This is a genomic window from Rhodococcus parequi (assembly GCF_046042785.1).
GTDB classification, from domain to species: Bacteria; Actinomycetota; Actinomycetes; order Mycobacteriales; family Mycobacteriaceae; genus Prescottella; species Prescottella parequi.
This window is the reverse complement of sequence record NZ_JBDLNV010000005.1, coordinates 357,104-368,982: the sequence shown is the minus strand read 5'-3', so window position 1 is coordinate 368,982 and position 11,879 is coordinate 357,104. Positions and strand designations below refer to the sequence as shown.

The 11,879-nt window shown below is 69.3% G+C and carries 10 protein-coding genes; 4 read left to right on the top strand and 6 right to left on the bottom strand.

Annotated elements, in window-relative coordinates; all coding sequences use genetic code 11:
• Positions 1-86: 86 nt before the first annotated feature.
• Positions 87-1,427 (bottom strand): L-lysine 6-transaminase, encoded by a 1,341-nt coding sequence (lat, locus tag ABEU20_RS16230; protein WP_420165411.1) that lies wholly within the window; start codon positions 1,425-1,427, stop codon positions 87-89.
• 65 nt (positions 1,428-1,492) lie between these two features.
• Here lat and hglS point away from each other — a divergent pair, with 65 nt between their 5' ends.
• The gene (gene hglS, locus ABEU20_RS16225; RefSeq protein WP_420165410.1) at positions 1,493-2,758 is read left to right on the top strand and encodes a 2-oxoadipate dioxygenase/decarboxylase; all 1,266 of its coding nucleotides are present in this window, start codon (positions 1,493-1,495) and stop codon (positions 2,756-2,758) included.
• Complete coding sequence (amaB, locus tag ABEU20_RS16220) at positions 2,755-4,284, top strand: L-piperidine-6-carboxylate dehydrogenase (RefSeq protein WP_420165409.1); 1,530 nt, start codon at positions 2,755-2,757, stop codon at positions 4,282-4,284. The genes hglS and amaB overlap by 4 nt, the downstream gene beginning before the upstream one ends.
• On the opposite strand, the gene ABEU20_RS16215 is transcribed toward amaB, so the two are convergent.
• The 3 genes from ABEU20_RS16215 to ABEU20_RS16205 are packed head-to-tail and all read right to left on the bottom strand — an operon-like array spanning position 4,281 to position 7,518.
• Positions 4,281-5,111, bottom strand: coding sequence for an SDR family oxidoreductase (locus ABEU20_RS16215; RefSeq protein WP_420165408.1), 831 nt, complete (start codon positions 5,109-5,111; stop codon positions 4,281-4,283). The two genes, amaB and ABEU20_RS16215, sit on opposite strands and share 4 nt — an antisense overlap.
• Positions 5,108-6,574, bottom strand: coding sequence for a flavin-containing monooxygenase (locus ABEU20_RS16210; RefSeq protein WP_420165407.1), 1,467 nt, complete (start codon positions 6,572-6,574; stop codon positions 5,108-5,110). Before ABEU20_RS16210 ends, ABEU20_RS16215 begins: the two co-directional genes overlap by 4 nt.
• The gene (locus tag ABEU20_RS16205; protein WP_420165406.1) at positions 6,571-7,518 is read right to left on the bottom strand and encodes a patatin-like phospholipase family protein; all 948 of its coding nucleotides are present in this window, start codon (positions 7,516-7,518) and stop codon (positions 6,571-6,573) included. The genes ABEU20_RS16210 and ABEU20_RS16205 overlap by 4 nt, the downstream gene beginning before the upstream one ends.
• A gap of 61 nt (positions 7,519-7,579) precedes the next feature.
• On the opposite strand from ABEU20_RS16205, the gene ABEU20_RS16200 reads away from it, so the two are divergent.
• Positions 7,580-8,206, top strand: coding sequence for a TetR/AcrR family transcriptional regulator (locus ABEU20_RS16200; RefSeq protein ID WP_420165405.1), 627 nt, complete (start codon positions 7,580-7,582; stop codon positions 8,204-8,206).
• Positions 8,207-8,219: 13 nt separating this feature from the next.
• Here ABEU20_RS16200 and ABEU20_RS16195 read toward each other — a convergent pair whose 3' ends face one another.
• Positions 8,220-8,795, bottom strand: coding sequence for a hypothetical protein (locus tag ABEU20_RS16195; protein ID WP_420165404.1), 576 nt, complete (start codon positions 8,793-8,795; stop codon positions 8,220-8,222).
• A 255-nt stretch (positions 8,796-9,050) separates the two neighbouring features.
• Between ABEU20_RS16195 and ABEU20_RS16190 the strand changes: the two genes are divergently transcribed.
• A complete protein-coding gene (locus ABEU20_RS16190; protein WP_420165403.1) occupies positions 9,051-10,145 on the top strand; it encodes an N-formylglutamate amidohydrolase in 1,095 nt (364 codons plus the stop codon).
• A gap of 299 nt (positions 10,146-10,444) precedes the next feature.
• On the opposite strand, the gene ABEU20_RS16185 is transcribed toward ABEU20_RS16190, so the two are convergent.
• A complete protein-coding gene (locus ABEU20_RS16185) occupies positions 10,445-11,782 on the bottom strand; it encodes an anaerobic C4-dicarboxylate transporter (protein WP_420165402.1) in 1,338 nt (445 codons plus the stop codon).
• Between the last annotated feature and the right edge of the window lie 97 nt (positions 11,783-11,879).

The window sequence follows — 11,879 nt, the reverse complement described above, 5'->3', positions numbered from 1 at the left end:
CGACAATCGTAACGAGGCGCGGCGGCGAACCCGCCCGGCGCACCACCGATGTGGGACGAAACACCTGGTATCGGGGACTTCGGTCCCTACGAGCCGACCCGTGTGAGCACCCGGTCGAGCGCGTCCACGGCCGCGTCCAGTTCGGCGATGGTCACGGTGAGCGGCGGGCGGAAGCGGATTCCTCGCTCCCCCGTCGCCAGGAACAGCACGTGCTCGCGCTCCCGCAACTGCATCACCACCCGGTCCCGATACGCGGCTGTGGGCAGCGTGATCGCGCACATCAGTCCGCGGCCCCGTGGCTCGGTGACGGCGACGTGCGCGGCGGTGAGATCCTCGAGCCGGCGCAGCAGGTGCGTGCCGAACAGCCGGGCGCGGTCGATCAGCCGGTCCTCCTCGATCACTTCGAGGATCCGGCGGGCCCGGACCATGTCGGTGAGGTTGCCGCCCCACGTCGAGTTGATCCGCGAGCTCACCTCGAAGACGTTGTCGTGGACGTCGTCGACGCGGCCGCCGGCCATGATTCCGCACACCTGGGTCTTCTTGCCGAACGCGACGACGTCGGGGGTGACGCCCAGCTGCTGGTACGCCCATGCGGTGCCGGTGAGCCCGCAGCCGGTCTGCACCTCGTCGAAGACCAGCAGGGCGTCGTGCTCGACGCACAGTTCGTGCATGCGCGCGAAGAACTCGGACCGGAAGTGGTGGTCGCCGCCCTCCCCCTGGATCGGCTCGGCGACGAAGCACGCGATGTCGTGCGGATGCTCGGCGAACGCCCGCCGGGCCTGTGCGAGAGCGCGGTCCTCGGCGTGGTCCACGTCCCGCCCGTCGGCGAGGTACGGCGCGTCGATCCGCGGCCAGTCGAACTTGGGGAACCGCGCGATCTTGGTGGGGTCGGTGTTGGTGAGCGAGAGCGTGTAGCCGCTGCGTCCGTGGAACGCCTCGGTCAGGTGCAGCACCCGCGTGCCGAGCGATGGATCTCGCCCGGCGGCTTCGTTGCGGCGGCTCTTCCAGTCGAACCCGACCTTGAGCGCGTTCTCCACGGCGAGGGTGCCGCCGTCGACGAAGAACAGGTGCGGCAACGCCGGATCGCCGAGCACCCGCGCGAACGTGTCGACGAACCGCGCCATCGGGACGGTGTAGACGTCGGAGTTGCTGGGCTTGTTGATCGCGGCGGTCGCGAGTTCGTGGCGGAACTGACCGTCGTCGGCGAGCGCCGGATGGTTCATGCCGAGCGCCGACGACGCGAAGAACCCGAACATGTCCAGGTATGCGGTGCCGTCCCGCTGGTCGACGACGCTCACACCGCGGGACGCCTCGAGGTCGAGGACCAGATCGAACCCGTCCGCGAGCATGTGCGCTCGCAGGACGTCGTGCACTCGCCCGGCCGGCAGATCCGAGTCACCGGCCGCGGGGCGGACCGCGGTGCTCATGTCCAAAGGCTACGTCAGCCTTCCGGCCCACGTCCGGCCTTCGAGGCTCGTACGATCGAGGGGCGATGGCCGAAATCCACGAACTACGGTCGAGATTCGCTGCGGCGCTGTCTCGCATGTACGGCCGCGAGGTTCCGGAATACACGACGCTGGTAGACGTCACCGCACAGGTCAATGCGGACCATCTGGCCGCGCACCCGGACACCGCGCAGCGCCTCGGCAGCATCTCGCGAGTGACGGCCGAACGGCACGGTGCGATCCGGGTGGGGACGCCCGCGGAGATGCACGACGTCGCGGTGCTGTTCGCCGGTTTCGGTATGTACCCGGTGGGCTTCTACGACCTGCGCGACGCCACTCCCCCGGTGCCGGTGGTGTCGACGGCCTTCCGCCCCGTCGACCCCGACGAATTGGCCCGCAATCCGTTCCGGGTGTTCACGTCGATGCTCACGACGTCCGATCGGCGCTTCTTCGACGCCGACCTGCAGCGCCGACTCGACGGCTTCCTGTCGCGGCGGCGCCTGTTCCCCGACGTGCTGCTGTCGCTGGCCCGCCGGGCCGCGGACGACGGCGGCCTCGACGAGCCGCAGGCGCAGCGATTCGTGGCGCTCGCGACGGCGGTGTTCGAGTTGTCGCACGAGCCGGTGGACGTGGGCTGGTACCGCGAATTGGAGAAGGTGTCCGCGGTGGCCGCGGACATCGGCGGCGTCACCAGCACGCACATCAACCACCTGACGCCGCGGGTACTCGACATCGACGACCTGTACGCACGGATGTCGGCGCGCGGCATCGCGATGATCGACCGGATCCAGGGTCCGCCGCGGTGGGACGGTCCGGCGGTGTTGCTGCGGCAGACGTCGTTCCGGGCGCTGGCCGAACCGCGCCGCTTCGCGCTGCCCGACGGCTCGGTCACCGATGGCGAACTGCGGGTGCGGTTCGGTGAGGTCGAGGCCCGCGGCATCGCGCTCACGCCGAGCGGGCGGGAACTCTACGACGACCTGCTGGACACGGATCCGTCGAACACGAAGGGGCTGTGGGACAGGCGCTTCCCGGCGTCGGAGGACGAACTCGAGAAACACGACGCCGCCTACTTCACGTACCACGCCGGGGTGCGCGAACCCATCGTCTACGAGGACTTCCTGCCGAAGTCCGCGGCCGGCATCTTCCGCTCGAATCTGGACACCGGCACCGATACCGCCACCGCTGCGTCGGCCGGAGAGTCCGGCACCGACTTCTCCCGCGCCTCGCTGGCCGCGGCGATCGGCCGGGACATCCACGATCCGTACGAGCTGTACCGACGTCAGCAGGAGCAGTCGAGAGGACCCGAACAATGACACTTCCCGGTACCGGCCTGTTGGCGGACCGTGCGATCGCGGCGCTCGGTCGTTGCGGTGCAACGCTTCCCGAGATCGCCGGCGACGCGGGGCCGGCCCCGATCTCGGCACGCACGCCCATCGACGGCTCGGTCCTCGCGTTCCTGCACCCGAGCACGACCGCCGACGTGGATGCGGCGGTGAGGCGCGCGTCCGAAGTGTTCCCCACTTGGCGGACCGTTCCCGCCCCGAAGCGGGCCGCGGTGGTGCGGAGACTGGGCGAACTCCTCTCCGACCACAAGACCGACCTGGCCGATCTCGTCACCCTGGAGGCGGGCAAGATCCGCTCCGAGGCCCTCGGCGAGGTGCAGGAGATGATCGACATCTGCGAGTTCGCGGTCGGGCTGTCCCGTCAGCTGTACGGACGCACCATCGCCTCGGAGCGGCCGGGCCATCGGCTGTCGGAGACGTGGCATCCGCTCGGGGTGGTCGCGGTGATCTCGGCGTTCAATTTCCCTGTCGCGGTGTGGTCGTGGAACACCGCGCTGGCACTGGTGTGCGGCGATCCGGTCGTGTGGAAGCCGTCCGAGACCACCCCGCTCACGGCGATCGCGTGCGACGCGCTGCTGCGCCGGGCGGCCACCGAGACCGGCGCCCCCGACGGCCTGCACCACGTGGTCCTCGGGACGGCGGTGGTGGGCGAGCAACTGGTCGACGACCCGAGGGTCGCGCTCGTGAGTGCGACGGGGTCGGTTCGGATGGGGCGTGCGGTGGCGCCGCGGGTGGCGGCCCGCTTCGGTCGCTGCCTGCTGGAGCTGGGCGGCAACAATGCCGCGGTGGTCACGCCGTCGGCCGACCTGGATCTGACGGTGCGCGCCGTGGTCTTCGCCGCCGCCGGCACGGCGGGCCAGCGGTGCACGACGCTGCGCCGGTTGATCGTGCACCGGTCGATCGTGAACGACGTGACGAACCGGATCGCCGACGCGTACCGGCAACTTTCCGTGGGCAACCCGTTCGACGACGGCGTCCTGGTGGGGCCGCTGATCTCCGGGGCGGCGCTGCACGCCATGCACTCCGCGCTCGACACCGCACGCGCCGACGGCGGCGTCGTGGTGACCGGCGGTGAGCGGGTCGGCGGCGGAAGCTCGTTCTACGTCACGCCCGCGCTCGTCCGCATGCCGGCGCAGACCACGATCGTGCGCGCCGAGACGTTCGCACCGATCCTGTACGTGCTCGCGTACGACACGTTCGACGAGGCCGTCGAACTGCACAACGGTGTCCCGCAGGGGTTGTCGTCGGCGATCTTCACCACCGACCAGCGCGAGGCCGAGCGCTTCCTCGCCGCCGACGGCTCCGATTGCGGCATCGCGAACGTCAACATCGGGACGTCCGGCGCCGAGATCGGTGGCGCGTTCGGCGGCGAGAAGGACACCGGGGGCGGGCGCGAATCCGGCTCGGACGCCTGGAAGTCGTACATGCGCCGAGCTACCAACACCGTCAACTACTCCGACGAACTGCCCCTCGCGCAGGGCGTGGAGTTCGGTTAGCCGGTCTGCTCGCCCCGCCGCAGCCGCGCGTCGTAGTCGGCCCGCGCCGTCGGGTCGACGCGGGTGAGCGCCCGCTCGCCGCCGACGGCCCGTCGGATCACGCGCATCAGCCGCTCCGGCGCCACCGCGAGTCCCAGATCGAGGGCCGCGAGGTACCCCGGGACGGGTGTCTCGGCACGGCGGGTGCGGACGGTGCGCACGATGGCGTCGGCGATGTCCTCGGGGTCGACGGTGGGCAGGCCCTTGCCGAGCGGAATGCCGGACGTGAGCGTCGTGCGCACCGCGCTCGGCAGCACCGCCGAGACACTCACCCCGTGGTCGGCGAACTCGAGCCGTGCTGCTGCCGAGAGACCCACGGCCGCATACTTGCTCGCGTTGTAGACGGCCAGTCCCGGGATCGCGATCTTCCCCGCCAGCGATGCGACGTTCACGACGTGCCCGCGTCCGCGCTCGATCATGCCGGGCACCACGGCCCGCATCCCGTGGATCGGCCCCCACACGTTGACGTCGATCGTCATCTCGCCGGTCGCGTCGGACTCGTCGAGGAAGCCACCGACCGGCATGACGCCGGCGTTGTTGACGAGGATGTCGATCGGCCCCACCTCCGCGACGCATGCCTCCCACGACACCCGCGACCGCACATCCAGCACGTGCGCGGTGCCGAGACCGTCTGCGGTGGATTCGACGGCACCCCGGTCGATATCGGCGAGCGCGACTACGGCGCCGCGGGCCACGAATGCCGCCGCGGTGGCCCGGCCGATACCGCGCCCGGCGCCGGTCACCAGGACCCGAGCGCCGCCGAGGTCGATCTCGGGGTAGCTGCTCATGACGACACCTCCGTCGATGTCAGGTAGGCCGATTCGTCGAAGCGCCGCAGCCTTTCCCGCATTCGTCCGGTGGACCACGGCCAGTTGAAACTGTTGCGGCCGTTGACGTCCAGGAAGTAGCTCTGGCAGCCACCGGCGTTGTAGACGGTGGTGGCGAGGGCCTGCTGCACCTCCGCATTGAACGCCGCCTGCACCTCGGGGCGGGTCTCCATCCGGGTCCAGCCGGCCGAGCGCGCGGCGCCGATCGCGGCAGTCAGATAGTCGAGCTGAGCCTCCAGGATCATGAACGCCGACGTGTGCCCGGTGCCCAGCGCGGGGCCCAGCAGCACGAACGCGTTGGGAAATCCGGCGACGGTGGTGCCGAGGTAGGCCTGCGGACTGCCCTTCCAGTGGTCTCCCAGGCTGCGGCCTTGACCGTCGAACACCCGTCCGGCGATGGGCATGTCGAGGATGTGGAATCCGGTGCCGAAGATGACGGCGTCCACTTCGCGCTCCTGCCCGTCGGCGCCGATCACGACGTTGCCGCGCACCTCCCGCACGGCATTGGCATGTACCTCGACGTTCGGCCGATTCAACGCGGGGTAGTAGGTGTTGGACATCAGCAACCGCTTGCAGCCGAGCGTGTAGTCGGGAGTGAGCGACCGGCGCAGTTTCGGATCCCGTATGTGCGCCCGCAGCTGCGCCCGGCCGATCTGCTGGATCACCCGCAGGATCCACGGGTTGCGGAAGCCGACACCGAGCGCCTCCATGAGCCCGTACTGGACGCGGCGCAGAGCGTTCAATGCCCCGGGTACGGCTCCGATCACCGCGCGGACCGGGCCGGGCAACGCGGTGTCGGGCTTGGGCAGCACCCACTGCGCGGTGCGCTGGTACAGGTGCAGTTCCCCCACCGTCGGCGCGATCTCCGGGACGAACTGCACGGCCGACGCTCCCGTCCCGACGACGGCGACCCGCTTACCCGACAGGTCGTAGTCGTGGTTCCAGCGCGACGAGTGGAACACCTCGCCGGTGAACCCGTCGAGCCCCGGAATGTCGGGGACGAGAGGCTGATTCCACGGTCCCGCGGCCGCGACCACCGCATTGGCGGTGAAGGTGCCCGCGCTGGTCTCGAGTACCCACCGGAGCGCCTTCTCGTCCCACTCGGCCCGCAGCAGTTCGGTGCCGAACTCGACGCGGTCGTGCACATCGTGTTCGGCGGCGGTCCGCTCGATGTACTCGCGGATCTCGTGCTGGCCCGCGAACAGTCGACTCCACCCGGGGTTGGGCGCGAACGAGTACGAGTACAGCGCGGACGGGACATCGCACGCGCACCCGGGATACGTGTTGTCACGCCAGGTGCCGCCGAGCGAGTCGGCCTTCTCGGGGATCACGACGTCGTCGATGCCGATGCGCTGCAGCCGGATCACGGCGCCGATGCCCGAGATTCCGGCGCCGATGACGATCACCTCGTGGTGGCGGGTCATGCACGAACTCCTGTCGCGAGGGCGCGCTGCACCGCGGTGCGGGTGCTGCGCAGCGAGTGTTCGAGGGTGCCGAGTCGGCGTCGGTCGTCCATGAAGTTGGGCCCCATCACGGCGAGATCCTCGGCGGTCGCGTCGATTCGGATCACACGGGTGCCGGACGCCTCCAGCGCCGCGCACTCGGCGTCGAGTCCGGCGCTCATCCAGTTCCTCAGCACCAGACGTTCGAGAATCGCCGGCCCACGACCGGGTATCCGGCCGCGAGAGGCCATCGGCGCCAGCACGATCACCTCGTCGAGTCCGTGTCCGGCCAGCAGATCGGCCGACGCGGTGGACGACGCACCACCGTCCATGTACCGCCGGCCGCCGATGGGGACGGGCGGCATCCATCCCGGGATGGCCCACGACGCCCGCAGCGCCTCCGAGAGCGTCGCGTTCGGTGCCCCCTGCGCGCCGAACGCCACCCGCTCGCCGCTCGCCGCATCCATCGCGACCATCCAGGTCCGGGGATGCGTTACCCACCCGCCGGAGTCCGCGACGCCAGTGGCCAGGCGGTCCAGCCAGTCCGCGTCGCCGCGGCCCTCCGGCAGCAACCCGCTCAACCGGGTCGTGGTGGGCACTGCGCGGCGCAGCAGGCCGGGTGCACTCGGTCGCGATCGCGGTAGCGGCGGGAATCGGCCCGGCGCGCCCTCGAGGTGGTGCGACAGCACTGGATGCGTCGGCTCCCCCAGTTGCATCGCGAGGATCTCGTCGACGCCGATACCGCTCCCGAGCATCGCGACGAGTTCGGCCCCCGCCGACGTGCCGACCAAGGCGTCCGCGTCGCGCGGATCCCACCCGAGCGCGTCGCGGACCGCGACCAGCGCGGCGACGGTCCACGCGGCCCCCAGCGTTCCCCCGCATCCGATCACCAAGCCACGACTGAGATGTGTGTCACTCGACGTCATATACAGAAACTAACAGCATTCAGATACTCGCGGTAGCCCAATCGTCGTGGAGAATGACCGCATGGCACGTTTGACCAGATCGGAGAGCCAGGCCCGAACCCGCGCGGACCTGCTCGCGACCGCCCGCGACCTGTTCCTCACCGACGGCTACGCGGTGACCTCGCTCGAGAAGGTCGCCGAGACGGCGGGCTACTCGAAGGGCGCGGTGTACTCGAACTTCCGAGGCAAGAAGGAGTTGTGCCTCGAAGTCCTCGACCTCATCCACACGACGAAGTTCGAAGAGGTAGCGGCACTCGTGGCCGCGGACGGCGACCTCGACGACCTGCTCGGACGCATCCAGGGCTGGGCCGAACGCACGCTCGGCGACGTGGGCTGGACGATGCTCGAGTTCGAGTTCATCGCTGCCTGCCGGCACGACCCCGAAGTGCAGGCGGCGCTGGCGTCGACCCTCGGAATGGCACACGGAATGGTTCTCGCCCTGGTGAATTCGCTGACCGCCGCAACCGGGATCGCACTGCCGCTGCCGCCCGAGGACGCTGCACGCAGCATCCTCAGCCTCGGCGTGGGGCTGGGCATCCAGCGCGCCATCGACCCCGACATCTCGGCGCGCATCGTCACCGACAACCTGCGCGCACTCCTGCACCGGGGCTCGCCCCTCCCCGACTCAGGGGCGAGCATCGGAGCCTGACCGTCCGACTCCCTCAGTAGAGGGTGCCGATGAAATCGAAGATCGCGGGCTGAACCGCGGGGTTGGCGTTGTTGATCCCGGTGGCCGCACCGATGGCACCGCCGATCGCCGCTCCCGGAATGCAGCCGACGAACAGGAACAACACACAGCCGACGACCGCTCCCACACCGGCACCGATCTGCGCGTTCATCTGGCCGCCGCCCAGCCAGCCCTTCTCGATCTCGCTGATCATGTTCGAATAGGCGTCCTGGCGGGCGTCGACGTTGTTCAGCGCACCCACACCCTGGGCCGGGATCGCCGGCGTGAGAGTGAGTGTGCCGCCGTCGACGGAGGGCACCAGCGGCACGTCGACCCCGGCCACCCGGTAGGTGAGCGGGACGGTGCCGACGGTCGTTCCCGCCGGATCGACGACGTCGACGGCGTTGCCCGCGACCCGGAAGGTGCCGGCGTCGAGCACGGTGTCGACGGATGTCCCATTCGCGCCGATCTGTGTCTGATAGTGGATCGCACCGGGAGCCGGCGGCGGTCCGGGCTCTGCATAGGCGGTGCCTGTCGCCACGCCCAGCGCAGCGATGGCGAGTACGGACACAGCCGCAGTCTTGTGGAGTTTCACGGGGAGCTCCCTCCTTGCAGGAAGACGGCCCCGACCTGGTCAAAGACCGTCCGGAACATCCATTAGACTAATGAGTGGAGGCCGGTCTGTACGGCCTTACCGAGATTCCTGACCGATTCTCGATCGACATCGACGACGGACCCCGTCGCCTGTCGGGCAGCGCCCAGTGATGTCCGATTCGACCGCATTTCCCTACCGCGCCACAGGCTTACGCGGGGCTATCGTCGTCGCATGACGGGCACACCGCTGTTCCTTGCCGCCGGAACCGAATTCACGTTCGACGACCTCGTGTTCCACGCCGACCGCGACAATCGAACGCTCGACCAGGCGCTCGCCGAGGCCGATCTCCTCGTCAGCTGCCCACATTCGGGGTACGCGATCCCCGAGGAGGTGGCGCCGTTCCTCGCGCCCGAGTTCACCCGGCGCCTGCAGTGCGATTTCACCGACATGTCCACGGGGCCGATCGTCCGGCGCTGGGCCGAGATCGACTCCCGCATCGTGTACGTGGAGAACCCGCATCCGCGGATGATTCGCGACCCCAACCGGGCCCGCCCCGCAGATCTCGAGGCGTCGCTACGGGAGGCGTTCACTCGTGTCCGAAAGGCCGGTCCCGGCAACGCCGTCGACCTCACCGGTGTCGACGCGGTCCGGCCCGTCACGTTCTTGTTCTTCCCACTGCTGCGCGAACCCACCGACGACGCCGGGTGGAAGCTCCTGGCCGGCACGTTCACCGAGGTGGCCGAGCGCGGTCTCGGTGTCTACGAACGCACCCGCGACGCCCTGCTCACCCGGATGGCGGAGTCGGCCCTGACGCGCGGCAGCGACTTCACGACGCTCTCGTTCCACGACACCATGAACCACACGACACGGCACGACGGCTCCGTGAACGTGCCGCGCCCGGTGGCCGACCGACTCCCCGACGTCGTCGCACTGTCGAATCGCGGGAACCACGAGGGCAATCCGCGTGGCGACAATCCGGTCACGATGGACCCGAAGCGGATTCGGATGCTCGCGCAGGCGCATCGCAAGGGCTTCGCCGACCTCGACCCGAATCCGGACGCCGTGCTGCTCAACCAGCCGTACCTCGGCAGTCAGGAGATCATCGCGGCGGGTGCCCGCTTGGGCTCCCTGCGCCCGGACGCGACAGCCGCAGGCATAGTGCTCAGCGCAGTGCAGGCCGAATTCCGGCGGGAGTTCCTGCTCGGCGATCGCATCACGGCGGAACTGATGGAGCCCGGGGTCGACTGGCCCACAGCCGATCCCGGCCGAATCGACCGTCTCGCCCACGCGTGCAAGGCGAGCTGGGATCTCTACCGCGCGATGTAGCGGTATCCGATCGCTCAGGACGGCGGTACCGCATCGGCCTCGCACCCCCGGGGGCACCTGGGTCCTGCGTTTCGACGGTCGAACGGGACCTGCACCGCGACCGACCCGCCCCGCGGTCCCGAGCGCCCCGACGCCGGCGGTGGCGCAGATCACCTTGGTGGCCTCGTTCCGCCCGGCTCGCGTCCTCCTCACAGCGCGTGACGGACGGCGTGGTGACCGCGTCGATCTCGCGATACTGCTCGCGAGCGAGCACGCGTGCGCTTCAGTAGACCCGCGGCGGGACCCTCCGACGAGCCGGGTCAGCCCAGCAGCACACCCAGCCCCGCGCCCGCCGCGACGGTGGTGACCGCGAGCACGATGGTGGGCACGAAGAACGAGTGGTCGACGAGTTTGGTGCCGAGATGGGTGGTTCCCGAGAGGTCGAAGTTTGCCGCCGCAATCTGGGAGCCGTTGGTGGGCAACAGATAGACGCCGGCGAACGCGCCCGCCCACATGCCGCTGAGGACGCCGGGTGCGATACCGGCCGCCAGGCCGATCGGCACGATCGTCCTCGTAGCGGTCGACTGGCTGGTGGTGAGCACACAGACGAGGAACACGCCGAGCGCGAAGATCCACGGCGCCGCGTTCACCCAGTCCCCGACGGTATCGGTGATGGTCTCGCTGTGCGCGGTGATGAAGGTGTCTGTGAGCCATGCCAGACCGAACAGCGCGATCGCCGAGACCATACCGGCGCGGAACACGGATGCCGCCGGCACCGCGCTCACGTCGGGCCGCGACACCAGCAGGATGAGAGTGCCGACCAGGAACATGATCATCTCGATGATCGGTGTCATCCCGAGCGGCGATCCGTCGGCGCCATCCGGGCGGATTCCCTTGAAGAGACCGAATACGACGATCGCCGCGACACCGGTGAGAAAGATCAGCGCGGCGTTGCGCCCCTGCACCGTCGACTCGAGCTTCAACGCTCCGGGGCCACCCGCACCCACCGCTTCGAGCTGACCGGACCGGATCCGTTCCTGCACCTCGGGGTCGTCGCGCAACTCCTTCCCGAGTTTGTTGACGACGAACGACGAGAGCACGATGCCGATGATCGCCGCCGGCAATGTGATCTTGATGATGTCGATCAATTCGAAGTCGTACGGCGAGACGTCGGTGAGCGTCACCATCGCCGCCATCGCGGCTGAGACCGGACTGCACGCGAGCGCCACGCCGGTTGCCACCACCGACAACGACAGCGGACGTGACGGACGCACGCCGTTGCGATACGACAGGTCGTAGATCACCGGCAGCAGCGGGTAGAGGATGTTCGACGTTCCGGCACCCACCGAGAACAGGAACGCCACGAGCGGTGCGATGAGCGTGATCTGCTTCGGCCGCCGCGAGATGAGCCGGGCCGCGATCGTCACCATCCAGTCGATACCGCCGGCGACCTGCATCATCGACGACGCCAGCACCACCGACAGGATGATGAGCAGAGCATCGACCGGCGGGGTGCCGACCGCTTCGCCGAAGACGAAGACGAGCACGGCCACACCCGCGCCGCCCCACAGGCCCAGCGCGACACCACTGGACCGGGTACCCATCACGATCGCGCCGAGCACCACCGCCAGTTCGAGCACGAACTTCACTGTCTCCATGACACCCCGCCCGTCGTAGGTGAAGACCGATCGTTCTTTCGTTTGTTCCGGAAGCTACTACGACGCGGGTGCCGGAGGCCGCTTGTCGGCGACGTGT